This is a genomic window from Pseudomonas sp. S3_A03 (assembly GCF_054668275.1).
In genome coordinates this window covers 4,687,913-4,713,430 of the sequence record NZ_CP162753.1, presented here as the reverse complement: position 1 = coordinate 4,713,430, position 25,518 = coordinate 4,687,913, and the positions used below count along the sequence as shown (strand labels likewise).

Sequence of the window (25,518 nt, the reverse complement as noted above, 5' to 3'; positions counted from 1 at the left end):
AACACATTCAAAGGTGGGAGGGGGCTTGCCCCCGATGAGGCGCGCCCAGGCAGCACAAGGCTTAAACCATACCGCCGAGCTTCAGCTCACTCTTCAGATACGCGTAATAAATCGGCCCCGCCACCACCCCCGGCAGGCCGAATGCCGCTTCAAACACCAGCATCGCCAACAACAATTCCCACGACTTGGCACTGATCTGCCCGCCGACAATGCGCGCGTTGAGGAAGTACTCGACCTTGTGGATCACGATCAGATACCCCAACGCCGCCACCGCCACCCAGATCGACAGCGACAGCGCGACGATGGTGATGAGGGTGTTGGACATCAGGTTGCCGATCACCGGCAGCAGGCCGAGCAGGAAGGTCAGCACGATCAGGGTTTTGGTCAGCGGCAGGTGGATGCCGCACAGCGGCAGTACCACGGCGAGGAACACCGCCGTGAACGCGGTGTTGAGCGCGGCGATCTTGATTTGCGCGAACACAATGTTGCGAAACGCCTGGACCAGCAGGTGCAGGCGGTCGAACAGCGCGGCGGCCAGGGGCTTGCGTTTGGTCAGGTCGGGGATGCGTTGCAAGGCGATGATCGCGCCGAGCACCATGCCGATCAGCAGGGTGACGAACATGTGCGCCGCGTCTTTACCAACCAGTTGCAGTTCACTCAGGTGCTTGCTCAGCCATTCGCCGATGGCCACGCGGAATTCGGCGGCGCTGGCGGGCAGGTAGGCATCGAGGAACGGCGGCAATTGGCCGCGCGCGCGGTCGACCACACCCATGAATTTGTCGAGGGAAGCCCCAGGGTTTCGGCTTCGTGGAGCAGGAAGCTGATGGCGCCGGCAAAGATCAACGTCAGTACGCTGACGATCAGGGTGCCGAGCAAGGCCACCGCCAGCCAGCGCGCGCGGCGGCCTTCGATCAGCCGTTGCAGTTGGGGGGTGAGCATGTTGACCAGTTCATAGACCAACAGGCCGGCCAGCAGGCTAGGCAGTAGTTTGAGCGGCAGGACCAGCAGCAACCCGCCAAAAATGATGATGTAGCTGGCCAGCAACAACATAGGACGCTGAGAAAACGTTGGCATACAGCCTCAAAACGAACGGCGTTAAAGGATGGGCAGTCTGCCAGCGTTCAAGAAATCAAGCGAGAGCTGAAGGCGCGAATGCCGATCAAGTGTGGGAGGGAGCAAGCCCCCTTCCACAGTTGTTTTCCAGCGTTGGCGAAATAGGGGGTCAGCCTTTGAGGCAGGTGCTCATGAACGTCTTGCGCGCATCGCCGGTCAGCGCCTTGGTTTTCGCCGAGGCATTGCAATCCTTCATTTTCTGCTGCTGCGGGGTCAGGGTCTTGGCGTCATTGGCCGCCGGGGCCGACAGGCAGGTTTTCATGAAGGCCTTGCGCTCGTCGCCTTTGAGCGTCTTGGTGGTGGCTTCGGCATTGCAGGTGGTCATTTTGTTTTGCTGCGCGGTGGCGGCAAAGCCTTGGGAACAGAGCAGCAGGCCTATCATCATCAACGGAACACGCAACATCTTCATGGAGTTTTCTCCCGGTTACCGCGCCGAGGGGCGCAGCCTTCGCAGAGTGTAGCCAAATCCTGTTACACATTCCCACGAAGAGAGGATAATCCCCGTTCATTCCTCTGTACGGCGATGTCATGCAATACGCGTATCCCTTGCTGGCCATCTTCATCTGGGCCGGCAATACCGTGGTCAACAAACTGGCCGTCGGCTCGATCTTCCCCTCGGAGATCGGTTTTTACCGCTGGCTGTTCGCGGCGCTGCTGTTCACACCGTTCATGCTCAAACCGGTAGTCGCCCACTGGGCCCGCATTCGCCCGAACCTGGGCAAGATCGTGATCCTCGGCGTGCTGGGCATGGCCGTGTACCAAAGCCTGGCCTATTACGCCGCAGCGCTGACCAGCGCCACCAACATGGGCATCATCCTGTCGCTGATGCCGTTGATGGCCCTGACGGCGGCCATCATCAGCCTCGGCCAGCGCCTGACCTTCGGCGCGCTCACCGGTGCCGTGCTGTCGTTTGCCGGCGTGGCCGTGGTGGTCTCGGCCGGCAGCCTGGGGACGCTGCTGCAACATGGGGTCAACCTGGGCGACGGCATGATGCTGGTTGCGACCCTGGCGTATGCGGTCTACAGCACCCTGCTGAAAAAATGGCAACTGCGCCTGCCGCCGTTGGTGTTGCTGTACTTGCAGATACTCGTCGCGGTGGCGGTACTGTTGCCGTTGTTTGTGTTCTCGCCCAAGGCAGGCCTGGGTTGGGCGAATGTTCCGCTGGTGCTGTACGCCTGCATGCTGGCATCGATGCTCGCGCCACTGGCCTGGATGCACTCGGTCAAGACCCTGGGCCCCAGCCGCACCACGTTATTTTTCAACTTGCTGCCGTTGATTACGGCGTTGATCGCGGCCGTGGTGCTGAAGGAGCAATTGGCGCTGTACCACTTGATAGGTGGCTTGCTCACGCTGGGCGGGGTGATTTTGTCGGAGCGTTGGACAACTCCGGTTCGACTCGCTACACCCCGGCGGCCTTGAGCCGCTGCGCATGCTCCACAAACAGGCGGATCGGCTCGGCGCCCTTGCCCACCAGCCCCAAGGACTGGTTGACGATATCGAAATGGTCCAGCGCATAGTCGTCACCGATCACCCGCCCCAAGTGCGAGCTGTAGCGCCCGACCATGCCGTCGCACTGGCCTTTTTCGCGCACAAAACTGCGGGCAAACAAGCGGCAGCTGCGGTTAGTACCGTCGAACAGGTTGCGGCCACGGTCAGTGGTGCCTGGCTGCAACGTGCCCGACCACGAGTAATAGCGCACGCCATTGACCAGCTCCGCGCCCTGCCCGCCCCACGTGTCGGGCAGCCCCTGGGGGTACTGGCGATTGAACAGCGCTACGCCCGCGCTGGTCAGCGACAGGTGCGATGCGTGCAAGTCTGCCTTGAAGCGCGGCCCGCGATAGCCGGTTTCCAGCACGCCCATCAGCCAGGCAACCAGATGAAACAGCGCACTCATGAGGCGGCCTTTGGCGCCCTCGACGGGGTAGTGGGCATGGATATGGTCGGCCAACTCTGAACCGTGGTTGGGGCCGGCCACCGACGTCACCGACGCCACCCACTCCGGCCGCTTGGCTGCGGCATAACGCGCGGTCAGTGAGCCTTGGCTATGGCCGATGAGGTTGACCTTATCCAAGCCGGTGTCGCGGCGGATCTGCGCGATGTGCACCAGCAACTGCTCGCCACGCACTTCGTTGGAGTCCAGCGGCGCCACCTGCACCGGGAATACCTGGGCTCCACCGGCGCGCAGTGCCGGGACGATGCCATACCAATAGGGGAAGAACCCCAGGCGCACAAACCCGAGCATGCCGGGCACCAGCACCAGCGGATAACGCGTGGCTAACGACTGCGACATGAAGCGAACGTCCCTGATCAAGGAGGAGTCAGTGCAGCGTAGCCGTCTGCGGCTACGTACTCATGACACCTGTAGACAAATCCGATAAAACTTTTTGCGTTGCCTGGGACTCACAACTTGCAGTGATCACGCCGCCAGAGCGTGGCACCCAACCGGATTAGCCCCAGGAGATCGAGATGACTGAAGCACATTTGACCGACGTTGCCACCCTGCGCAGCCGCGCCCGCCAGAACGTCGAAAACGGCGCCGTGACCGAAGGCTACGACGCCGACCGCCAGGAAATCATCCGCCTGCTCAACGAGTCGCTGGCCACCGAGCTGGTGTGCGTGTTGCGCTACAAGCGTCACTACTTCATGGCCAACGGCCTGAAAGCCAGCGTTGCCGCCAATGAATTCCTCGAACACGCGACTCAGGAAGCCGAACACGCCGACAAACTGGCCGAGCGCATCGTGCAGTTGGGCGGCGAACCGGAGTTCAACCCCGACCTGCTGTCCCAGAACTCCCATGCTCAATACGTTGCGGGCAATACCTTGAAGGAAATGGTCTTCGAAGACCTGGTGGCCGAGCGCATCGCGGTGGACAGCTATCGCGAAATCATCCAGTACATCGGTGATAAAGACCCGACCACGCGCCGGATCTTCGAAGACATCCTGGCCCAGGAAGAAGAGCACGCCGATGACATGGCGGACATCCTGCAGGACCTGTAAACCCGTACGGGAGGAGGCTTGCATCCGATAGCGGTGGGTCAGTCAGTACACCCGGCACTGACCCACCGCTATCGGGAGCAAGCCCCCTTCCACATTTAAAGCTGCGTTTGGTCAGTCAGCCCTTCACGGTTTTCGGCGCCTTGCCTTCCTTCATCTGTTGCAGCAACGGCGCGCATTGGTTCGGCACATCCCCACTCGGTGCTACCAGCGCCAGCAACCCCGCCGCCGGCCCCGCGATCACTCCCAGCGCTACCATGCCGGCGCCACGCAGCATCAACGGTACGGCTTTGACCCCGGCATTGGGCTTGATGAACGGCCCGTTCACGTACAGCGGCGAGCGTAGCGAAAACAGGCGAAAGCCCTTGGATTCGGGGGTGATGGTCAGGTCCAGTTGCTCGCTGGCCATGTTCGCGGTGCCGTCGATGTAGATGATGGCGTTCTCGGTATCGAACACAAACAGCCGTGTGGTTGCCAGGCCGGTCTTGATGCCGAAGTCCGCCGCCGCGCAGTTGATCTTCACTTCCTTGTCGCCGAACAGGCGGCCAACCACGTAGTTACCCACGTTGAGCCCGGCGATTTCCATCAGGCCACGGCTGATGGCGCCATCGTTGATCAGCATCTTCAGGTCACCGTTGGCGCTGCCCAGCAGCGCCGCCACCGAGTTACCGCGCCCGGTTATATCAGCGTCGCCGTTGAGTTCACCGAAGCTGGTCTTCATCGGTTCGAACGTCGGGAACAGTTGTTTGAGCTTGAAGTTGCGCGCGGTGAGCCTGGCGCGGCCCTCCATCGGCGTGAGGCGGCCATTCAGGCGGATCTGCGCATCGAGCTTGCCGCCGGCCACGCCGAAGCGCAGCGGTTCCAGGCTCAGTTCGCCATCGTTGAGCACCAGGTGCGTGTAGAGGTCCGTGAAGGGCAAGTCGGCGCTGTGCACGATGCGTTTACCGGTGAACTCCACATCGGCATCCATGTCGCGCCAGCGCTCGGTGCGGAACGCTTCTACCGGCAGCACTTTGGTCGCGGGCTGTTTGCTTTCACCGCCACGGGCTTTTTGCTTGGCGTTGGAATCGGCGCCGATCAAGGGCGCAAGGTCGGTCATCAGCAGTTGGTTGGACACCAAGGCGCCGCTGAGCTTGGGCCGCGGCTGGCTGGCCAGGTAGGCGAGGTTGCCGTGAATGTCGCTGTTGCCGATTTTGCCGTTGAAGTTTTCATAGCGAAATGACGCGCCACCGGCCTCGTGCAGCTTGGCGATCAGGTGGCCGTCGGTGGAATACGCCGGGGAATCCGGCAGGGTCACGCCAGTGAGTGGGTACAGGTTGCCCAGGCTGGCGCCCGCCAGTTTCAGGCGCAGGTCGAGGGCGCCGAGGTTGAGCGGATCGGTCAGCGTGCCGGCCAGGGCGATGCTGGTGTCGGCGATCTTCACTTGGGCTTGCAGGGGGAACGGCTTGGTCGCGTCCTGCAGGGCCAGCAGGCCGCCGATCTTGCCGGCGCCATCGAGTTTCTGGCCGTGGTATTGGCCTTTGACCTTGAGGCCGAAGGCATAGTCCTGGGGCGCGGCGCCTTTTTCCAGGGCTTTTTTGGCATCGGCATCGCCGACGATTTCGCCGAACGGGATGGGTTTGCCCAGCGGGTCGATGATCACATCGAGTTGGGTCTTGAGGGTTTGGTCGTCGAGGGTCACATGGCCCTTGTCAAAACCGATGGCGCCGATGTCCACCACCCAGTTGGAGGGTTCGGCGTTCGGGTCCTTGGGGTCGAACGTGAAGGTCCAATTGGCGCGGCCATCGGCCAGGCGCTGCAGTTCGGCACTCGGTTCGGTGAGGTCGATACGCGGGATCACCACGCGCTGCACCAGCAGGGCCAGGGGCGAGATGCGCAGTTCGACTTTTTTCAGCGTGACCATGTGCGGTTTTTTCGACCAGTCGGGGTTGCCCAGGGTCAGGTCTTCGGCAATCACGTGGGGCCACGGCACCCAGGCACGCCAGCCGCCTTCATCGGGCTCGCGCTGCCACACCACGGCCAGGTTGCCATTGATGGCGAACGGGCGGTGCAGCTCTTCGGAAACTTTGGCATTGAGGGGCGGTTTGATGCGGTTCCAGTCGAAGAACATCAGAACCAGCACGACCACAGCGATTAACAGAACGAAGCTGGCGCAGCTCCAAGCGACGATTTTACGAGTGCGCGTCATTGCACAGGACTCCTGAATACGACTGGCTGGGTCACAGCCATTGGGACAGCTTTATAAAGCTACGACTGGCAAACCGCCAGGGGGTTTAACGCAGCGGCGAATTTAACTGAAAACACGCATTTTTCTGATCAACCGGACAAATTCGCGCATCAACGGCGCACCATTGTTACCCAGCGTTGTGTCGAAAATACCCACCCCGGTGCAAAACCGCGTGCTTGAGAGCCGCGTCCTAGAGCCCTCGCCGAGAACAATCAATTCTGTTGATTATTACCATTGTGTTTATGAACTTTTATATCGACTTATCGAGAGTAGCATTAGCCCCGTACCCACTTTATCGCCCTCCCAAGGAGCAACCCATCATGAAACGCCAAGTACTCGCTACCGTCCTGTTGTCCATCCTGGCTTCCAGTGCCTTTGCCCTGCCGGCCGCCGAACAGGTCACTCCACAAGTCAAAGCCGACGCCGCGCACTTCAACCAGACCCTGGCTCGCAGCGGCTCCCAAGAAGACGAGAACCGTGACTACGCTAAAGGCGCTGTCGCTGAAAACGGTTCGGACAACGCCAACAAACGCGCTTACACCGAAGGCCTGACCGAAAACGGCCGCAACCGCCTGGAAGAGAAAGGTCTGGTTGAAGGTGGCGCTGATCGCCTGCAAGAACGCAACGCTGTCGCCGAAGGCGGCGCTGAACAAGCCAACGACCGTGCCTACACCCAAGGTATCGCCGAAGGTGGTGCCGACCGCCTGCAAGACCTGCATCAAGCACAGAGCTAACCCGGTGGTGGCCCAGAAAAAAGCCCGATCAGTCGATCGGGCTTTTGACTTTTTGTAACCTGCATCACGCCTGCCTGCGTCAAGTTCGACGCCAACGAAGCTGTTTTGCTAGAGTGCGTCGCTGTACTTACCGACAAAGCTCACCCACCATGCTGCCCCGCGCCGAACAGAAGCAACAGACCCGCCTCGCCCTGATGGACGCTGCCCGCCATCTCATGGAGTGTGGCCGTGGGTTCGGCAGCCTGAGCCTGCGCGAAGTGGCCAAGACGGCCGGCATCGTGCCCACCGGGTTCTATCGCCACTTTGCCGATATGGACCAGCTTGGGCTTGTGTTGGTCAGTGAAGTCGGCCAGACCTTTCGCGCCACCATCCGCCTGGTGCGCCACAACGAATTCGTGATGGGCGGCATTATCGATGCCTCCGTGCGGATTTTTCTCGATGTGGTCTCGGCCAACCGTTCGCAATTCCTGTTCCTGGCCCGCGAGCAATACGGCGGCTGCCTGGCCGTGCGCCAGGCCATCGGTGCGTTGCGCGAGGACATCACCCGCGACCTGGCGGCCGACTTGACGCTGATGCCCAAGTTGCAACACCTGGATGCCGATGGCCTGCACGTGATGGCGGACCTGATCGTCAAAAGCGTGTTCGCCACCCTCCCCGACATCATCGACCCACCGGCCCAGGCGTTGCCCGCGCACCTCACGCCCCAGGCGAAAATCACCCAACAACTGCGTTTTATCTTTATCGGCCTCAAGCACTGGCAAGGCCTGGGCAGCACCGAGTAAACCGATCAGCCGGCCTGATGGAATCGCTTCGCGCTGGTGTAGTACTTGTTCCAGTAGCGGTTGCTGAGCGAATCAATGCGCACCGTCTTGCCGGTACGTGGCGAATGAATGAACTTGCCCTCGCCTATATAAAGCCCCACGTGGCTGACCGGACCGCGCCCATTACCCTTGAAGAACACCGCATCGCCGGGCTTGAGCGCACTGCGCTGAATGGTGGTGGCCGTTGAGCGGTGCATCGCCGTGGTGGTGCGGGGTAATTGGATATTGGCTTGGGTCTTGAACAGGTAGACCAGAAAACTGCTGCAATCGAAACCCTGCTGTACCGAGGTGCCTCCCAATTTGTAGCGGGTGCCCACCAACTGGTGAGCGCGGTCGATCACATCGTCGATCGCCGCGCCTTGCTCGGGCGCGGCAAAGGCGGGGCGTGGCTGTAGATTGGCCGAAGCCGAGGACATGCCCACGGACAGACCGAGAATGACCACAAAAAGTAATAGCTTGAACATGATGAACGTCGCGGCGAATTAAACACGGCGCAAAGCCTAATGATTTCGCAGGTAATGTGATGAACGTAGAATCCCCAGATCCCGTAGGACAAATCCGAGATTGCTCAGAGCGAGTGCGCATGGCGGTAGCGCGCACCACTTTGGAGCACGCGCCGACTCTTTCAACGCCCTGTTTAGTGGCATTGCCCTGCCCGCCTACAGGTAATTCCTACTCTTGACCGGGGTTGGCAAGCCCCTTGCTCTAGCTGTTTCATCGCTCATAGCTGGAAGCTTCCTGATGCTGGTGATCCACCGCCGAATCGCCCCCCAAGCCCTCTGGGCCGCTGAGCTGCTGCTGAATTTCGAAGCCCGCAGCAAAAGCCGCCTGCGCTGTTTCAGTGCCGACGGTGAAGACGTCGGCCTGTTTCTGGAGCGTGGCCAGCCGCCGCTTCACGATGGCGAATTCCTACAGGCCGAAGACGGACGTGTCGTACGCGTGTGCGCCCGGCCTGAACAACTGCTGCATGTCACCTGCGCCAGCGCCTTCGAACTGACCCGCGCTGCCTATCACCTGGGCAACCGCCACGTGGCGTTGCAAGTCGGGGATGGCTGGCTGCGCCTGCTCGATGACTACGTGCTCAAGGCCATGCTTGAACAATTGGGCGCCCATACCGAAACCCTTGAGGCGCCGTTCCAGCCGGAACACGGTGCGTATGGCGGCGGCCATCATCATTCACGCCACGGCGATGAAGATTTCAACTACCCGCCCAAGCTGCACCAGTTCGGCGTACGTTTATGAACCCAGCCTGGGCGCTGCTGCGCCTGGCCAGTCCGCAATTGCCGATTGGCGGCTACAGCTATTCCCAGGGCCTGGAAATGGCCGTGGAGAATGGCCGCGTCAAGGATGCGAGCAGCGCCCGACGCTGGATCAGCGACCAATTGCTGCTCAACCTGGCGCGCTTCGAAGCGCCGCTGTTGCTCGCCCATTGCCGCGCCGCCGCCGAGCAGGATTGGCCGAGGCTGGCGCAATTGTGTGAAGAACACCAAGCCAGTCGTGAAACCCGCGAGCTGTACCAAGAGAGCCGGCAGATGGGTTATTCGCTGCAACAATTGCTCAATGGCTTGCCGGAGCTGGACGGCGCCGCTCGCGCCTTGCTTGAGCAACACAGCGAGCCCCATCTGGCGTTGGGCTGGGCCCTGGCGGCTCGCGCCTGGAGCATCAGCCCCGACGACGCCCTGGCGGCCTGGCTGTGGAGCTGGCTGGAAAACCAATTGGCCGTGCTGATGAAAACCCTGCCCCTGGGCCAGCAGGCCGCCCAGCGCCTGACCAGCGAACTGCTGCCGCTGCTGCAACAAGCCCAGCAGGATGCCGGCCACATCGCCCCCCACTCGTTCGGCAGTGCCGCTTTCGGCCTGTCATTGGCATGCATGGCCCACGAGCGCCAGTACAGCCGCCTGTTCCGTTCCTAGGAGTTCTTGATTTTGGAGAAGCACATGAACACACAACCCCTGCGCGTCGGCATCGGCGGCCCGGTGGGCTCCGGCAAGACCGCCCTGACCCTCGCCCTGTGCCTGGCGCTGCGCGACCGCTACAACCTGGCGGTGGTGACCAACGATATCTACACCCGCGAAGACGCCGACTTCCTGGTCCGCAACGAGGCCCTGGCGCCCGAGCGCATCATCGGCGTGGAAACCGGCGGCTGCCCGCACACGGCGATTCGTGAGGACGCCTCGATCAATCTGGAAGCGGTGGACCAACTCAACCGCCGCTTTCCGGGCCTGGACCTGATCCTGGTGGAGTCCGGTGGGGATAACTTGTCGGCGACCTTCAGCCCCGAGCTGTCGGACCTGACCATCTACGTGATCGATGTGTCTGCCGGCGACAAACTGCCGCGCAAAGGCGGCCCGGGCATCTGCAAATCCGACCTGCTGGTGATCAACAAGATCGACCTCGCGCCGCTGGTCGGTGCCTCGCTGGAGTTGATGAACAGCGATACCCAACGCATGCGCAACGGCAAACCCTTTGTCTTCAGCAATCAGAAAACCGGTGTCGGCCTGGATGACATCGTCGCCTTTATCGAACGCCAGGGCTTGCTGACCGCCTCATAAATCAACCCATAAGGAATCTGCTCATGAGCCTCAAAAAACTCTTCGCAGCCGCCGCCTTGCTGCTCGCCCCGGCCCTGGCCTTCGCTCATCCGGGCCACGGCGACAACGGGCTGCTCGCCGGTATCAGCCACCCCCTGGGCGGTATCGACCATCTGCTGGCCATGGTTGCGGTCGGCCTGTGGGCCGCGCAGCAAAAAGGCGCCGCCCGCTGGGCGCTGCCGTGCACCTTTGTCGGCACCCTGCTGATCGGCGGCGTATTGGGCTTTGAGGGTCTGGCGTTGCCGGCACTGGAAAGCGGGATTGCCGCGTCGGTCCTGGCGCTGGGCCTCGCCGTGGCGCTGGCGGTGCGCCCGCCGTTGTTCATGGCGGTAGGCGCGACGGCGTTGTTTGCGCTGTTCCACGGTGTGGCCCATGGCCTGGAGTTGCCGGACATGACCAGCCCTTGGACGTATGCGGCAGGGTTTGTCGGTGCGACTGCGGTATTGCACGCGGCGGGTTATGCGCTGGTGCGTTGGCTGCCGGCTGCTGCGGCGCCGCTGGTGCGGGTGGCTGGGGCGGCTTCGGCGGTGACGGGAGCTTGGTTGCTGGCGGGCTGATTCGCGGCGCGGTCGAGGGCCTCATCGGGGGCAAGCCCCCTCTCACATTTGAACTGTGTTCACACGTCTGAATGTGGGAGGGCGCTTGCTCCCGATAGCGGTCTCAAAACCAACATCCACCCCAAGCCTGCTACCATGCGCGGCAAACACCCCTGCCGTGACGACGCCAGCCAATGCCCATCGCTTCCCCGCCTGCCTTGAATACCGTGCTCACGCACTTCCACAGCCTGATCGTGCCCCTCTGGCAGGGCCCGGGCTGGAACGCCGAGCTGGCGTTGCCCTATGAGGCGCTGGACGCCGATCACCGGCCTTTGCCCCCCCAACGCTATCGCGCCATGGCGTGCGCCCGACAGTTGTACCTGTTCGCCAGCCTGATTGGCGAACCCGGTGCGGCCTTCGCCGAAGCACGCGCGGCAGTGTTGTTCCGCTCGCTGCAACGGCACTTCCACGACGCGGAGCACGGCGGCTGGTTCTACAGCATCGACCCGGCCGGGCAGCCGTTGGATAAACGCAAAGACCTCTATACCCACGCCTTCATCATCTTTGCCTGTGCCCACTACTGGGCCAAGGTGCGTGAACCGTTGGTGGAGTCGGTGCTCAATGCCGCGCTTGCCGTGGTCGCCGAACGCTTCGCCAGCGGCGACGGCCTGTACGAAGCGGTGCTGGAACGCAACTGGTCTTCCCTCAACGCCGGGCCCTTGCAGAACCCGCTGATGCACCTTGCCGAAGGCTTCCTGGCCACGCTGAGCGTGCGTGAAGACGCCGTCACACAGGACGCGTTGCTCGACTTGGCCACGGCCCTGCAAAAGCGCTTCATCGACCGCCTGCACGGCGTGATGATGGAAAAACCGCTGGGCGCGGTGGATAACTGGTTCGAGCCGGGACACCAGTTCGAATGGTTCTTTTTGCTTGAGTCGTCGGATGTGCTGCGCGGCACTGCGCTGCATGCTTCGCTCACGCGGGCATTTGCCTACGCCGAGCAAAAAGGTGTGGATACGTTAAGCGGTGCGGTCAGCGGCATGCTCGCCCTCGACGGCAGCGTGCGCGACGGTACCCAACGCATCTGGGCCCAGGCCGAATACCTGCGGGCCTTGACCCTGCGCCCCGCCAGCGAAGCGCGGTTACAGCACCAATTGCTGGCGCTGCAACACAACTTCCTGCATGACAAAGGCTGGCACGAATGCCTGGATGCCAACGGCGCCGTCAGCCGACGGGATATGCCGTCGACCACGCCGTATCACCTGGCGACGTGCTATCAGGGGCTTATCCAGCATTTTTGTTGATTTTTAGGGCCGCATCGGGGGCAACGCCCCGATCCAAAGCCTTACTTGGCGCCACGCTCAATCGCAAACCCAGCCCAGGTCTGGCTCACCGGCATCAGTTCCAGGCGGTTGATATTGACGTGCGCGGGCGTGTTCATGACCCAGAAGATCGTGTCGGCAATGTCTTGCGGCTGGATCGGCTCGGCGCCGGCGTAGGTGGCGTCGTAGCGCGCCTGATCACCGCCGAAGCGCACCAGGGAGAACTCGCTCTCGCACAGGCCGGGCTCGATGTTGGTCACGCGCACGCCGGTGCCTTGCAGGTCGCAACGCAGGTTCAGCGAGAACTGTTTAACGAACGCCTTGGAGCCGCCATACACGTGGCTGCCCGGGTAGGGGTAGCTGCCGGCGATGGAACCCAGGTTGATGATCCCGGCGCCCCGGCCATGGGCGATCAAGCGTGGCAGCAGCAGGCTGGTGGTGGTCAGCAGGCCCTTGATGTTGGTGTCGACCATGGTTTCCCAATCGTCGAGGCTGCATTTGGGCGCCGGGGCCGTGCCCACGGCCAACCCGGCGTTGTTGATCAGGCCGCGCAACGTGGCGAACGACGGCGGCAGGTTGGCGATGGCGTCTTCCATGCCTTGGCGGTCACGCACATCCACGACCAGGCCATGCACTTCGGTCTGCTTGGAAAGCTCTTCAACCAGGGCATTCAAACGCTCGGCGCGACGGCCGGTGAGCACGAGTTTCCAGCCGGCTTCGGCAAACCGACGGGCGCAGGCTTCGCCGAAACCTGAGGTGGCGCCAGTGATAAACAGCGTGTTGGTCATGGTGTTCTCCTTGCGGGCATCGGGAAAAAATCAGCCAGCAGAATGCCCGTACCCCGCTGTTGCGGCAACCGCTATGCACCTACCTTCACACACAGCTGGTTGTTTTTTAACCACTCAGAGCAACGCCTTATAAACCGTGGCCTGCAGCCATATGCGCGCAGGTTATCCACAACTGCGCCCACAGTCTTTGGGGGCAAGTGCAAAACAGCTCAAGCCTCTATCCACAAGGCCTGCAGGCGATTTTAGAAAGTTTTTTGCTTGACCTCGGCCGAGGCGTATGTAGAGCCACGGCAAGCGGAAAAATCCGAACGATGGCTCCAGGCCAGACATTCCGGCCTCTGCGGCCGTCTTTCCAGAGTTTAGTCACAGACTTATCCACAGGCTGACGAGACATATTCCGGTCATATACCTGTGTCTTTAAACAGGTTGACAAACCCCTTGGGCGGTCGCGAAAAAGTCACTGATCAAAAAACAACCGTCGCGCTGTAAGCCACGGTTTTAAAGGCGTTCAGCCAGCTACTCCCACGTTACCCACAGCCGGTTCCACAGCGGATGGGGACAAGTCAAAACGGTGACAAAACAGGGATTTGCGGCGGCTATATGTCGCGCTTTGGGAGGTGGCCGGATTTGTTTTCCACAATTTCCTAAGCGCCGCAAAACAAATGTGGGAGGGGCGGTGCGACGATTCGACTTGCTCCCGATAGCGGTGGGTCAGTATCAGATGTGCTGACTGATACACCGCTATCGGGAGCAAGCCCCCTCCCACAGGGGGTCGGCGTTTTTATTTAGATCAGTGACCGCCGAGGTAGGCGTTGCGCACGTCCTCGTTCACCAGCAATTCTTTACCGGTGCCCGTCAGGCGGATCTCGCCGTTGACCATCACATACGCCCGGTCCGACAGACGCAGCGCGTGGTTGGCGTTTTGTTCCACCAGGAAGATGGTCATCCCAGTGGCCGCCAGCTCGCGCAGGGTCGAGAAGATCTGCTTCACCACAATCGGCGCCAACCCCAGGCTCGGTTCGTCCAGCAACAACAGCTTGGGCCGGCTCATCAGCGCGCGGGCGATGGCGAGCATCTGCTGCTCGCCACCGGACATGGTCATGGCCCGCTGGTTGCGCCGTTCCTTGAGGCGCGGGAACAGCTCGAACATGCGCTGCATGTCTTCCTGAGCGTATTTGTCACCAATCGGGATGGTGCCCATCAGCAGGTTTTCCTCCACGGTCATGTCGGGGAACACCCGCCGCCCTTCCGGCGACTGCGCGATGCCATTGGAGGCGATGTAGTGGGATGACTTGTGGGTAATGTCGACACCGTTGTAGAGGATTTGCCCCGACTCGGCCCGCGGCTGGCCGAAGATCGACATCAGCAGCGTGGATTTGCCCGCGCCGTTGGAGCCGATCAGGCTGACCGTTTCACCTTCGTTGATGTGCAGCGAGACTTTTTTCAGGGCCTGGATCGGTCCGTAGAACACGTCCAGGTCCTTCATTTCGAGGATAGGTGCGCTCATACCACTTCCTCTTCGTCTGCGCCCAGGTAGGCGGCAATCACTTTCGGATCGTTGCGTATCGCTTCCGGCCCGCCTTCGGCGATCACGTTGCCGTGGTCCAGCACCACGATGTGGTCGGAAATACTCATCACCATGCCCATGTCGTGTTCGATCAGCACCACCGTAAGGTCGTGTTCGTCGCGCAGCAGGCGAATCATCGCGCTGAGGGCTTCGGTTTCCTGGGGGTTGAGGCCGGCTGCGGGTTCGTCCAGACAGATGATTTGCGGCCGCGTGCACATGGCACGGGCGATTTCCAGGCGGCGCTGCTGGCCGTAGGAAAGCTCACCGGCGAGGCGGTTGGCGCAGTCCACCAGGTCGACCACTTCGAGCCAGTAGAACGCGCAGTCCAGCGCGTCGCTTTCGGCCTTGCGATAGCCCTTGGTGTTGAGAATGCCGGCCAGCATATTGCGGTTGACCCACATGTGCTGGGCCACCAGCAGGTTTTCCAGCACCGACATTTCCTTGAACAGGCGAATGTTCTGGAAGGTCCGCGCCAGGCCGGCACGGTTTACCAAGTGGGTGCCGCCAAACATCTTGTAGTACACGCGGCTGAGGAAGCTTTTCGGCGAGACGAAGTCCGTGGCCTGGAAGCGTTCGCCGAGCAGTTGGATCACGTTGGTCTGCTTGCCACGCACGTTGAGTTCGATCTTGCCGCCACTGGCCTTGTAGAAGCCGGTGAGGCAGTTGAATACCGTGGTCTTGCCGGCGCCGTTGGGGCCGATCAGAGCGAAGATCGAGTTGCGTTCGACCTTGAGGCTCACATCGCTCAGGGCCTTGATGCCACCGAAGTGCATCATCAGGTGTTCCACGGACAGGACGACTTCCTTGTTCATGGCGCCACTCCTTTACGTGGGGTTACACCGGTACGGCTGATGCGGATCAGGCCGCGCGGTCGCCAGATCATCATCACCACCATCAGCACGCCAAACAGCAGCACGCGGTACTCGGAGAAGCTGCGCAGCAGTTCCGGCGCTACCGTCAGCACGAATGCCGCGATCACCACGCCGACCGTCGAGCCCATGCCGCCCAACACCACGATGGCCAGGATCAGCGCCGACTCGAAGAAGGTGAACGACGACGGGTTGACGAAGCCCTGGTAGCTGGCAAAGAACACCCCGGCCAAACCGGCGGTGGACGCGCCGATGGTGAATGCAGAGAGCTTGACCAGTACGTGATTCAGGCCCATGGAGCGGCAGGCGATTTCATCTTCACGCAGGGCTTCCCAGGCGCGGCCGACCGGCATGCGGGTCAGGCGGTGCTTGATGTACAACACGGCCAGCACCACCAGGAACAGCACGATGTAGATGAACATGAACTTGATGTTGGGGTTGTAATCGATGCCGAAGAACTCGTGAAACGGGATGCCGCCATCTTTGGCACGCTTGCCGAACTCCAGGCCCAGAAAGGTCGGCGAAGGCACCGGCATACCATTCGGCCCGCCGGTGAACGACAGCCAGTTGTTGAGTACCAGGCGGATGATTTCACCGAAGCCCAGGGTCACGATGGCCAGGTAGTCACCGTGCATTCGCAACACCGGGAACCCGAGTATGCACCCCGCCAGCGCCGCCGCGATGGCCGCCAGTGGCAGTACCGTCCAGAAGCCCAGGCCCAGGTATTGGTAACCCAGCGCCAGGCCATAGGCGCCGATGGCGTAGAACGCCACGTAACCCAGGTCGAGCAGGCCGGCCAGGCCGACCACGATGTTCAGGCCCAGGCCGAGCAGTACATAGATCAAGCCCAGGATGACGACGGTGAGCAGGTACTTGTTGGCGAAGATCGGGAACACGATGGCGATCACGATCAATGCCGGGATAATCCAGCGCAGCCGCGATTTGTAGTCCGGTGCCAGCACATGCACGCCCGAACCACTGCTCTCGAAGCCCTGCAGGATCTTCACGCCCTTGGAGGTTTGCAGGAACAGGCTCATGGCAAAACGGCCGGCCATCACGATGGCGACCAACAGGCCCACGCGAGCCGGTTCCAGGTTGAAGCTGTAGCCGTCGAGGACCACGCCGACAATCGGGCCGAACACGATCAGCGAAATCAGACCGGCGAGGATCGTATCGACGACACTTTTCTTGATATCGATAGGTTTGGCAGCAGACATGTTTACACCTTCGCCACGAGTGGGCGACCAAGCAGGCCCTGGGGACGGAAAATCAGAATCACCACCAGCAGGGAGAAACTGAACACGTCTTTGTAGTCAGAGTTGATCAACCCCGAGAACAACGACTCGGAGATACCGAGGATGATCCCGCCCAACATCGCCCCAGGCAGGGAGCCGATGCCGCCGAGTACCGCTGCGGTAAACGCCTTGATGCCGATGATGAAGCCGGCATAGAAGTCGAAGGTGCCGTAGTTGAGGGTGATCAGCACGCCGGCCAACGCGGCCATGGCGGCCCCTATGACGAACACATAGGAGATCACGCGATCGGTGTTGATACCCAGGATCGAGGCCATCTTGCGGTCTTGCTGGGTGGCGCGGCACATGCGGCCGAGCTTGGTGTACTTGATGATGTAGGTCAGCAAAGCCATGCCCGCGAAGGCGGCGACCAGGATGAATACTTTGGTGTAGGTGAGCTGGACGAACCCACTGCCGATATCGACACGCCAGGCCCCGGCCAGCAGGGTAGGAATACCTTGTTGCTTGGCGCCCTGGGCGATCTGCGCGTAGTTCTGCAGGATCAGGGAGATCCCGATGGCGCTGATCAGCGGTGCCAGTCGGGTGGAATTGCGCAGCGGTTTGTAGGCGACACGCTCAATGACCCAACCGTACACGCCAGTGACGACCACGGTGAAGATCAAGGTGCCGAGTATGAGCAGCGGGAAGGATTCGATGCCGAAGTAAGCCAGCAGTGCCAGACTGATCGCCGCGAGGTAAGCGGAAATCATATAAACCTCGCCGTGGGCGAAGTTGATCATGCCAATGATGCCATAGACCATTGTGTAGCCGATGGCGATCAGGCCATAGACCGACCCGAGGGTCAGGCCGTTGACCAGTTGCTGCAGGAAAATACCATCCATAACGCAATCTCACGCGGTGAGCACCTGCACACCGGTGGGTGTGCGGCGCTTCTGGAGGAAAAGACAGATCTTGATAACAACACGGCCTTTTGTGGGAGGGGGCGTGCTCCCGATTGCGGTATGCCAGTCAATAGATTTGAACCTGATGCACCGCTATCGGGGGCAAGCCCCCCTCCCACAGGGGGGGCCGTGGCGTTTGTGCTTACTTCTGCTTTTCCAACTGGTGGTATTTGCCGTCCTTGTCCCACTGGTAAACCACGTAGTCGGACACTTTCAGGTCGCCTTTGGCGTCCCAGGTCTTCTCACCCATCACGGTCTTGACCGGGTGAGCCTTGAGCCATTTGGCGGCGTCTTCGCCCTTGTTGGACTTGGCGCCGTTGAAACCGGCGGCCAGGGCCTGCAGCGAGGCGTAGGCGTACAGGGTGTAGCCTTCAGGCTCGTAACCGGCCTTGCGGAACTCTTCGACCACGGCCTTGCTGTCCGGCAGCAGGCGCGGGTCAGCGCCGAAGGTCATGTACACGCCATCGACGTACTGCGCGCCGCCGGCGGTGGCCACCAGTTCGTCGGTCACGACACCGTCGTCGGACATGAACTTGACGTCCTTGAGGCCGGCTTCACGGATCTGGCGGACCAGTGGACCGGCTTCCGGGTGCAGCCCGCCGAAGTACACCACGTCGGCGCCCAGGGAGCGGATCTTGGTGACCAGGGCGCTGAAGTCTTTCTCTCCACGGGTCAGGCCTTCTTCGAGCACCGGCTTGACGCCGCGCTTGGTCAACTGCGCAGCGGTGGCATCGGCCAGGCCTTTGCCGTAGGTGTCCTTGTCATTGATGACCGCGACTTTCTTACCCTTGAGCACGTCGACGATGTAGTCGCCGGCGACGATGCCTTGCTGGTCGTCACGCCCGCACATGCGGAACATGGCGCCCAGGCCGCGCTCGGTCACCTGTGGGTTGGTGGAGCCGGGGGTGATCGCGATGATGCCCGCCTCGTCGTAGACCTCGGAGGCCGGGATGGTGTTGGACGAGCAGAAGTGCCCGACCACGCCGATCACTTTGTCCTGGTCGGCCAGGCGGTTGGCCACGGCCACGGCCTGCTTGGGTTCGCAGGCGTCGTCGCCGGCCACCAGCACGACTTTCTCACCGTTGATGCCGCCGGCCTTGTTGATGACTTCGGCCGCCGCCTGGGCACCCTTCATGTACTGCTCACCGAACGACGCGTTGGCGCCCGTCATGGGCCCCGCCACGCCAATCTTCACATCAGCTTGAACAAACGTAGAAACACCCAGCGCCGCTGCAACGGCGAGGGCCAGAAAACCTTTCTTGTAAAACGTCTGGGACATGAGTGGTGCTCCGATATTTTTGATTTTTGGCACGACAACTTGCGTTCAAACCTTTCACTGAAAGCTCAGAGCAAGCAGCGTGCCATTACGTTTTTATTCTTCAAAAAGACACGGTGTCATTGTTATTACAGGCGTTTCGCCACCGCTTGCCAGCACGTGCAACCCTCTAGCCCAAAGAGGTGCAACCAACCGCTATAAAAAGTACAACCCTAACGGGTCGCACCTGCAACCGGACGCATAAACGACTCTTCCTACACTTGTTACAACGTGCGTAACGGAACTGCACATTTACAGTGCGTGATTGCTACAACTTGCACCAATACAGATGAGTAGCCGCCTAATAAAACCCGGCTATGGAGCGGTAGTTCGCCGCTCAGATCACGATCCGCAGGCATTGCCCGGCGTGATACAGCGAGAATCCCGCCTCATACAGACAACTGCGCAACCCCACACCGGCCAACGGCTGCATCGGCGCGAACGGAATCGGCAATGCCTGGGCATTCTGGTGACACAGGTAGTCGGCAAACGCCTTGCCGACCACGCTGCCGGTGGTCACGCCCCGCCCGTTATAGCCGGTGACGGCCACAAGGCCCGGCGCCGGTTCGAACAGGCGCATCAAGTGGTCGGGCGTGAAGGCAATGCAACCAGTCCAGGTGTACTCCCACTGCACCGATTTGAGGTACGGGAAGTAGTGCTGCTGCACCCGATCGGCCCACGCTTTGAGGAACCAGGCCGGTTTCTGGTTGCCGTTACCCAGGCTGCCGAGCAACAGGCGACCCTCGGCATCGCGGCGGATGCTGCTCAAGACCTGGCGCGTATCCCACGACCCCTGGCCACCGGGAAGGATTTGTTTGGCGGCGTCGTCGGTGAGCGGGGCCGACGCGACCTGGTAGTAATAACCGGGGAAAAAGTTACGCCGCAGCTCGGTCCATTCGCCTTCGGTGTAGGCATTGGAGGCGATGACCACCTGTGCCGCCTGCACGGCCCCTTGGGCAGTCTGCACCGACCAGTGGGAACCCTGGCGTTCCAGCCGGGTAACCGGCGAATGGTCGAACAGTTGCCCGCCAAGCCCCACGGCCGCCTCTGCAAGCCCCGAGGTATAGGCCATCGGGTTCAACGTACCCGCCCGTCGGTCCAACAGGGCGGCGGCAATTTTTTGGGTGCCGGTGGCCTGCTCGCAGGCCTGGCCGGTGAGCAACTCCACTGGCGCGCCACGGCGCTTCCATTGTTCTTCACGACTGCGCAGGTCCGCCTCGCCACGGGCGTTGTGCGCCATGTGCAACGTGCCCTCACGGCGCAATTGGCAATCGATGTGGTATTTGTCGATCAGGCTGAACACCAGCGACGGCGCCGCGCCCAACATGCGGTTGAGCTGGCTGCCCACCGCTTCGCCGAACCCGGCTTCGATGTCGTCCGGCGGGATCCACAGGCCGGCGTTCACCAACCCGACGTTGCGCCCCGAACCGCCATGGCCGGTGCGATGGGCCTCCAGCACGGCGACGCTTTTACCCTGTTCCAGCAAGTGAACGGCCGCCGATAAACCGGTGATGCCGGCGCCGATCACGCACACGTCCACCTTGGCCTCGCCCCGAAGCGCGGCACGGTCCGGCCGGCTGGGGGTGAGGTGTTCCCATAAACATGTTTCGCGTAGTGCCATTGCCAGACTCCGATGAGACCCAACAAACCTCTAACTGCAAATGCGCTCAGCGGTGGGAGGTGGCAAGCCCCCTCCCACACTCATCTCACTGCGACTTCAGGTATCAGTCGAAGGTAATGCCCTGGGCCAACGGCAACTCCAGTGAATAGTTCACGGTGTTGGTCTGGCGACGCATATACCCGCGCCACGCATCCGAACCCGACTCACGCCCGCCGCCGGTTTCTTTTTCACCGCCAAACGCGCCACCAATCTCCGCGCCGCTCGGGCCGATATTGACGTTGGCGATGCCGCAGTCACTGCCCACCGCCGACATGAACTGCTCGGCTTCGCGCACATCGGTGGTGAAGATGCACGACGACAAGCCTTGCGGCACGGCGTTGTTCAGGCGCAGCGCTTCGGCGAAGTCGGTGTAGCCGACCACGTACAGAATCGGCGCGAAGGTTTCGGTGCACACCACATCGCTTTGCTCGGGCATTTCCACAATCGCCGGCGATACGTAGTAGGCGTTGGGGAAGGTGTCTTGCAACTGGCGTTTGCCGCCGAACACCTTGCCGCCTTCGCTCAAGGCTTGCTCAAGGGCATCTTGCATGTTGTCGAAGCCGTGCTTGTCGATCAGCGGGCCGATCAGGTTGCCTTCCAGCGGGTGGCCGATGCGCACTTTGGAATAGGCGGCCTTGAGGCGGGTGACGATTTCTGCCTTGACCGACTCATGGGCGATCAGGCGGCGCAGGGTGGTGCAACGCTGGCCGGCGGTGCCGACGGCGCTGAACAGAATGGCGCGTACGGCCATGTCCAGGTCGGCGCTTGGGCCGAGGATCATCGCGTTGTTGCCGCCCAGCTCCAGAATGCTGCGGGCGAAACGCGCGGCAACTTTCGGCGCCACTTCACGGCCCATGCGGGTGCTGCCGGTGGCGCTGATCAACGCTACGCGGGGGTCATCCACCAGCGCAGCGCCGGCATCGCGACCACCAATGATCACCTGACTGAGGTACTGCGGGGCATCGTTAAAGTTTTTCAGCACGCGCTCGAACAGCGCCTGGCACGCCAGGGCGGTGAGCGGGGTTTTTCCGACGGTTTCCAGATCACCGCATTGCCGCACACCAGCGCCAGCGCGGTGTTCCACGCCCACACCGCGACCGGGAAGTTGAAGGCGCTGATCACACCGACCACGCCCAGCGGGTGCCAGGTTTCACGCATGTGGTGGCCTGGGCGCTCGGAGGCGATGGTCAAGCCGTACAACTGGCGCGACAGGCCGACGGCGAAATCGCAGATGTCAATCATCTCCTGCACTTCACCCAGGCCTTCCTGAGTGATCTTGCCGGCCTCCCAGGACACCAGCTCACCCAGGTCAGCCTTGTATTCACGCAGCACGTCGCCGAACTGCCGCACCAGCTCGCCACGACGGGGCGCCGGCACGTTGCGCCAGGCTTGGAATGCATGCTCGGCGCGACTGACCTGTTGCTCCACCTCGGCGGCACCTTCCCACTGGACACTGCCGATCAGGCTGCCATCAATCGGCGAATGCACGGGCTGTTTACCCGCCTGGTACAGCGCCGGGTTTACCCCGAGACGATCAAGCAATGCGGCAACCATGGTCACTCCCTCAAATCTGCGTACAAAAAATCGCGCCGCGACATGCACGGCGATCCAGCGCTTATTTGTAGCTGGCCCAAGACTTGCCAACAAACGACGATTAGGCGAGATATCATTCCGTTTATTCATGCAAAGCATAAAAAGAGGCACACCGTGCTGAACAAAAGACATTTGCCCTCGATCACCGCCCTGCAGTGTTTCGAAGCCGCCACCCGCCACCTGAGCTTCACCCGCGCCGCCGAGGAACTGAACCTCACGCAGAGCGCCGTGAGCAAGCAAGTGGCGCAGTTGGAGGAGTTGCTGCAACACCTGCTGTTTCGCCGCGTGCGTCGTCGCCTGCAGATGACCCCGGCGGGCGACCTGTACCTGGTGGAAGTGCGCAAAATCCTCACCCAGGTGGAGATGTCCACCCACTACCTGCGCTCCTATGGCGGCGAAACCGAAGTGTTGCGCGTGTCCACGCCCTACACCTTCGGGGCCCGCTGGTTGGTGCCGCGCCTCAAGGGCTGGCGGCTGCGTCACCCGCAAATCCACCTGGACCTGTGCAACGAACAGGAACCGGATGACTTGCTGCAGGGCAAGGCCGACATGGCGTTCTATTTCGGCCAGGGCTCACGTCCCGGCACCGAGAGTTTGAAGTTGTTCAGCGAGGAACTGGTGCCGGTGTGCGCACCGGAAAGCCTGCCGGCCAAACCGCTCACCGACCCTACGCAGCTCAGCGAGTTGGTGTTGCTGCAAAACGCCTCGCGCCCGCAGGGTTGGCACGATTGGTTTGCCGACCAGGGTTACCAGACCGAACACAGCTACCACGGGCCGCGTTTCGATACGTTCTATATGTGCATTCGTGCCGCGCAGGTGGGCTGTGGGGTCGCGCTGCTGCCCAGGTTTCTGGTGGAAGAGGAGTTGGCCGACGGCAAGCTGGTGATTCCCTGGCCGCATGCGATGCCGAGCCGGGATGCTTATTACCTGGCGTATCCGGAGCATTCGGCGGAAGTGCCCAAGGTGCGCAATTTTGTGAAGTGGATGATGGAGCAGGTTATTTAGTGCCTGCTCCCGATAGCGTCAGTAGCCGTGGCAAAAAAAATCACTGGCAAAACCCCACAGGTCTATGCGCCACTAGCCCCCTTCCTTAATTGCGCGTAAAGGCCGGCGCTCAGCGCCGACCCGTCTGGAGATTCCCGTTATGAGCGAGAGTGTGTTTGCCGATCGCATCGTGCAGAACCTGCTCGACACCGACTTCTACAAGCTGACCATGATGCAGGCGGTGCTGCACAACTACCCCAACGTGGAAGTTGAATGGGAGTTTCGTTGCCGTAACAGTGAGGACCTGCGCCCCTACCTGGCCGAGATCCGCTACCAGATCGAGCGCCTCGCGGACCTGAGTCTGAGCCCTGACCAGTTGGGGTTCCTGGAGCGCATCAGCTTTATGAAGCCGGATTTTTTGCGCTTCCTGGGGCTGTTCCGCTTCAACCTGCGCTATGTGCAAACCGGCATCGAGAACGGTGAGCTGTTTATCCGCCTGCGCGGGCCATGGCTGCATGTGATTCTGTTCGAGGTGCCGATGCTGGCCATCGTCAGCGAAGTGCGCAACCGCTACCGCTACCAGAGCGTGATCCTCGAACAGGCTCGCGAGCAGTTGTACCGCAAGTTCGACTGGCTGACGGCCAATGCCGGCAGCGATGAACTGGCCGAGCTGCAAGTGGCCGACTTCGGCACGCGCCGGCGCTTCTCGTACCGGGTGCAGGAAGAAGTGGTCAACGTGCTCAAGCACGACTTCCCCGGACGGTTTGTCGGCACCAGTAACGTACACCTGGCCCGCGAGCTGGACATCAAACCCCTGGGCACCATGGCCCATGAATGGATCATGGCCCACCAGCAACTCGGCCCGCGCCTGATCGACAGCCAGATCGCCGCCCTCGACTGCTGGGTCCGCGAATACCGTGGCCTGCTGGGTATCGCCCTGACTGATTGCATCACCACCGACGCCTTCCTGGGCGACTTCGACTTGTACTTCGCCAAGCTGTTCGACGGCCTGCGCCACGACTCCGGCGACCCGGTGCAATGGGCAGAAAAAGCCATCGCCCACTACCACAAGCTCGGTATCGAGCCGATGAGCAAGACCCTGGTGTTCTCCGACAGCCTGTCGCTGCCCAAGGCCCTGGAGATATTCCGCGCGTTGCGGGGCCGCATTAATGTGAGCTTCGGCATCGGCACCAACCTGACCTGCGATATCCCAGGGGTGGAACCGATGAGCATCGTGCTTAAGATGACCGCCTGCAATGGCCAGCCCGTCGCTAAGATCTCCGATGAAGCGGGCAAGACCCACTGCACCGACCCGAATTTTGTCGCCTATTTGCGTCACGTTTTCAAAGTACCTGCCCTATCCAGCAAGGAGTGAATCATGCAAGCCGTACAGCGTGAGATTGCGCAGCAGCTCAACGTGCAAGCGCCGTTCAAAGACCAGGCCGCCCTTGAGGCCGAGGTGGCGCGCCGCGTGACCTTTATCCAGGACTGCCTGCGCAATTCAGGCCTCAAGGCGCTGGTACTGGGCATCAGCGGCGGTGTCGACTCCCTCACCGCCGGCCTGCTGGCCCAGCGTGCCATGCAGGAACTGCGCGCCAGCACCGGTGATGAGGCGTATACGTTCATCGCCGTGCGCCTGCCCTACGAAACCCAGTTCGACGAAATCGACGCCCAGGCCTCGGTGGACTTTATCGAACCCCACGAGCGCCACACCGTGAATATCGGCCCGGCGGTGAAATCGCTGGCCAATGAGGTGGCGGCGTTTGAAGGCCAGGCCGCGGTGTCCCGCGACTTCGTGCTAGGCAACACCAAGGCGCGCATGCGCATGGTGGCGCAATACACCATCGCCGGCGCGGCCGGTGGCCTGGTGATCGGGACCGACCATGCGGCGGAAGCGGTGATGGGTTTTTTCACCAAGTTCGGTGATGGGGCCTGTGATCTGGCGCCGCTGAGCGGGCTGGTAAAGAACCAGGTGCGTGCCATTGCGCGGCATTTCGGTGCGCCGGAATCGTTGGTTGAGAAGGTACCGACGGCCGACCTCGAAGACCTGTCGCCGGGCAAGCCGGACGAAGCGTCACATGGCGTGACCTACGCCGAGATCGATGCGTTCCTGCACGGCGAGCCGGTGCGGGAAGAGGCATTCCGGATCATCTGCGAGACATACCGCAAGACCGAGCACAAGCGGGTGATGCCGTTTGCGCCGTGAGGTG

At 61.5% G+C, this 25,518-nt stretch carries 23 protein-coding genes and 2 pseudogenes; 12 read left to right on the top strand and 13 right to left on the bottom strand.

Annotated features, from left to right (window positions below; translation table 11 throughout):
* Window positions 1–61: 61 nt before the first annotated feature.
* Window positions 62–1,074 (bottom strand): annotated as a pseudogene (locus AB4O25_RS21500) (AI-2E family transporter).
* Window positions 1,075–1,222: 148 nt separating this feature from the next.
* A complete protein-coding gene (locus tag AB4O25_RS21495; RefSeq protein ID WP_017526377.1) occupies window positions 1,223–1,522 on the bottom strand; it encodes a PsiF family protein in 300 nt (99 codons plus the stop codon).
* A 119-nt stretch (window positions 1,523–1,641) separates the two neighbouring features.
* On the opposite strand from AB4O25_RS21495, the gene AB4O25_RS21490 reads away from it, so the two are divergent.
* Window positions 1,642–2,532: a DMT family transporter gene (locus tag AB4O25_RS21490; protein WP_065879431.1), complete on the top strand. Its 891-nt coding sequence runs from the start codon at window positions 1,642–1,644 to the stop codon at window positions 2,530–2,532.
* On the opposite strand, the gene AB4O25_RS21485 is transcribed toward AB4O25_RS21490, so the two are convergent.
* Entirely contained in the window at window positions 2,513–3,403 is an 891-nt protein-coding gene (locus AB4O25_RS21485; protein WP_017526379.1) for an esterase/lipase family protein, read from the bottom strand. The two genes, AB4O25_RS21490 and AB4O25_RS21485, sit on opposite strands and share 20 nt — an antisense overlap.
* A 176-nt stretch (window positions 3,404–3,579) precedes the next feature.
* Between AB4O25_RS21485 and AB4O25_RS21480 the strand changes: the two genes are divergently transcribed.
* Complete coding sequence (locus AB4O25_RS21480; RefSeq protein ID WP_017526380.1) at window positions 3,580–4,110, top strand: ferritin-like domain-containing protein; 531 nt, start codon at window positions 3,580–3,582, stop codon at window positions 4,108–4,110.
* A 115-nt stretch (window positions 4,111–4,225) separates the two neighbouring features.
* Here AB4O25_RS21480 and AB4O25_RS21475 read toward each other — a convergent pair whose 3' ends face one another.
* A complete protein-coding gene (locus AB4O25_RS21475; protein WP_017526381.1) occupies window positions 4,226–6,295 on the bottom strand; it encodes an AsmA family protein in 2,070 nt (689 codons plus the stop codon).
* 359 nt (window positions 6,296–6,654) lie between these two features.
* On the opposite strand from AB4O25_RS21475, the gene AB4O25_RS21470 reads away from it, so the two are divergent.
* On the top strand, window positions 6,655–7,068 hold the full coding sequence (locus AB4O25_RS21470) for a hypothetical protein (RefSeq protein ID WP_017526382.1): 414 nt from the start codon (window positions 6,655–6,657) through the stop codon (window positions 7,066–7,068).
* A gap of 149 nt (window positions 7,069–7,217) precedes the next feature.
* A complete protein-coding gene (locus tag AB4O25_RS21465; protein ID WP_017526383.1) occupies window positions 7,218–7,850 on the top strand; it encodes a TetR family transcriptional regulator in 633 nt (210 codons plus the stop codon).
* Window positions 7,851–7,855: 5 nt separating this feature from the next.
* Here the strand turns inward: AB4O25_RS21465 and AB4O25_RS21460 are convergent, their stop codons facing one another.
* Window positions 7,856–8,353, bottom strand: a complete 498-nt coding sequence (locus AB4O25_RS21460; RefSeq protein WP_017526384.1) for a C40 family peptidase — start codon at window positions 8,351–8,353, stop codon at window positions 7,856–7,858.
* Window positions 8,354–8,630: 277 nt separating this feature from the next.
* Between AB4O25_RS21460 and ureE the strand changes: the two genes are divergently transcribed.
* The 5 genes from ureE (at window position 8,631) to AB4O25_RS21435 (ending at window position 12,320) form a co-directional block, all read left to right on the top strand.
* Complete coding sequence (ureE, locus tag AB4O25_RS21455; RefSeq protein ID WP_017526385.1) at window positions 8,631–9,131, top strand: urease accessory protein UreE; 501 nt, start codon at window positions 8,631–8,633, stop codon at window positions 9,129–9,131.
* Window positions 9,128–9,802: an urease accessory protein UreF gene (locus AB4O25_RS21450; protein WP_017526386.1), complete on the top strand. Its 675-nt coding sequence runs from the start codon at window positions 9,128–9,130 to the stop codon at window positions 9,800–9,802. The genes ureE and AB4O25_RS21450 overlap by 4 nt, the downstream gene beginning before the upstream one ends.
* Before the next feature lie 24 nt (window positions 9,803–9,826).
* The gene (gene ureG, locus AB4O25_RS21445) at window positions 9,827–10,441 is read left to right on the top strand and encodes an urease accessory protein UreG (RefSeq protein ID WP_460149961.1); all 615 of its coding nucleotides are present in this window, start codon (window positions 9,827–9,829) and stop codon (window positions 10,439–10,441) included.
* 23 nt (window positions 10,442–10,464) lie between these two features.
* Window positions 10,465–11,037 (top strand): HupE/UreJ family protein, encoded by a 573-nt coding sequence (locus AB4O25_RS21440; RefSeq protein ID WP_068936072.1) that lies wholly within the window; start codon window positions 10,465–10,467, stop codon window positions 11,035–11,037.
* A gap of 173 nt (window positions 11,038–11,210) precedes the next feature.
* Window positions 11,211–12,320 carry an AGE family epimerase/isomerase gene (locus AB4O25_RS21435; RefSeq protein WP_017526389.1) on the top strand — a complete coding sequence of 370 codons (1,110 nt, stop codon included), beginning with the start codon at window positions 11,211–11,213 and terminating at the stop codon, window positions 12,318–12,320.
* 41 nt (window positions 12,321–12,361) lie between these two features.
* On the opposite strand, the gene AB4O25_RS21430 is transcribed toward AB4O25_RS21435, so the two are convergent.
* The 8 genes and pseudogenes from AB4O25_RS21430 to amaB all read right to left on the bottom strand — a co-directional run bounded on the left by AB4O25_RS21430 (window position 12,362) and on the right by amaB (window position 22,285).
* Window positions 12,362–13,126 carry an SDR family oxidoreductase gene (locus AB4O25_RS21430; protein WP_460149960.1) on the bottom strand — a complete coding sequence of 255 codons (765 nt, stop codon included), beginning with the start codon at window positions 13,124–13,126 and terminating at the stop codon, window positions 12,362–12,364.
* A 790-nt stretch (window positions 13,127–13,916) separates the two neighbouring features.
* The gene (locus tag AB4O25_RS21425; RefSeq protein ID WP_017526391.1) at window positions 13,917–14,633 is read right to left on the bottom strand and encodes an ABC transporter ATP-binding protein; all 717 of its coding nucleotides are present in this window, start codon (window positions 14,631–14,633) and stop codon (window positions 13,917–13,919) included.
* Window positions 14,630–15,505, bottom strand: coding sequence for an ABC transporter ATP-binding protein (locus AB4O25_RS21420; RefSeq protein ID WP_116079030.1), 876 nt, complete (start codon window positions 15,503–15,505; stop codon window positions 14,630–14,632). Before AB4O25_RS21420 ends, AB4O25_RS21425 begins: the two co-directional genes overlap by 4 nt.
* On the bottom strand, window positions 15,502–16,779 hold the full coding sequence (gene livM, locus AB4O25_RS21415) for a high-affinity branched-chain amino acid ABC transporter permease LivM (protein ID WP_017526393.1): 1,278 nt from the start codon (window positions 16,777–16,779) through the stop codon (window positions 15,502–15,504). The genes AB4O25_RS21420 and livM overlap by 4 nt, the downstream gene beginning before the upstream one ends.
* 2 nt (window positions 16,780–16,781) lie before the next feature.
* Window positions 16,782–17,696, bottom strand: a complete 915-nt coding sequence (locus tag AB4O25_RS21410; protein WP_003236186.1) for an ABC transporter permease subunit — start codon at window positions 17,694–17,696, stop codon at window positions 16,782–16,784.
* A gap of 202 nt (window positions 17,697–17,898) precedes the next feature.
* Window positions 17,899–19,035, bottom strand: a complete 1,137-nt coding sequence (locus AB4O25_RS21405) for a branched-chain amino acid ABC transporter substrate-binding protein (RefSeq protein ID WP_027607701.1) — start codon at window positions 19,033–19,035, stop codon at window positions 17,899–17,901.
* A 373-nt stretch (window positions 19,036–19,408) separates the two neighbouring features.
* Window positions 19,409–20,692 carry an L-pipecolate oxidase gene (gene amaA, locus AB4O25_RS21400; protein WP_065879435.1) on the bottom strand — a complete coding sequence of 428 codons (1,284 nt, stop codon included), beginning with the start codon at window positions 20,690–20,692 and terminating at the stop codon, window positions 19,409–19,411.
* A gap of 103 nt (window positions 20,693–20,795) precedes the next feature.
* A pseudogene (amaB, locus tag AB4O25_RS21395) lies at window positions 20,796–22,285 on the bottom strand (L-piperidine-6-carboxylate dehydrogenase).
* Window positions 22,286–22,438: 153 nt separating this feature from the next.
* Here amaB and AB4O25_RS21390 point away from each other — a divergent pair.
* The 3 genes from AB4O25_RS21390 (at window position 22,439) to nadE (ending at window position 25,514) form a co-directional block, all read left to right on the top strand.
* The gene (locus AB4O25_RS21390; RefSeq protein WP_017526398.1) at window positions 22,439–23,329 is read left to right on the top strand and encodes a LysR family transcriptional regulator; all 891 of its coding nucleotides are present in this window, start codon (window positions 22,439–22,441) and stop codon (window positions 23,327–23,329) included.
* A gap of 139 nt (window positions 23,330–23,468) precedes the next feature.
* Window positions 23,469–24,683, top strand: coding sequence for a nicotinate phosphoribosyltransferase (gene pncB / locus AB4O25_RS21385; RefSeq protein WP_017526399.1), 1,215 nt, complete (start codon window positions 23,469–23,471; stop codon window positions 24,681–24,683).
* A 3-nt stretch (window positions 24,684–24,686) separates the two neighbouring features.
* Window positions 24,687–25,514, top strand: coding sequence for an ammonia-dependent NAD(+) synthetase (nadE, locus tag AB4O25_RS21380; RefSeq protein ID WP_017526400.1), 828 nt, complete (start codon window positions 24,687–24,689; stop codon window positions 25,512–25,514).
* Window positions 25,515–25,518: the final 4 nt, after the last annotated feature.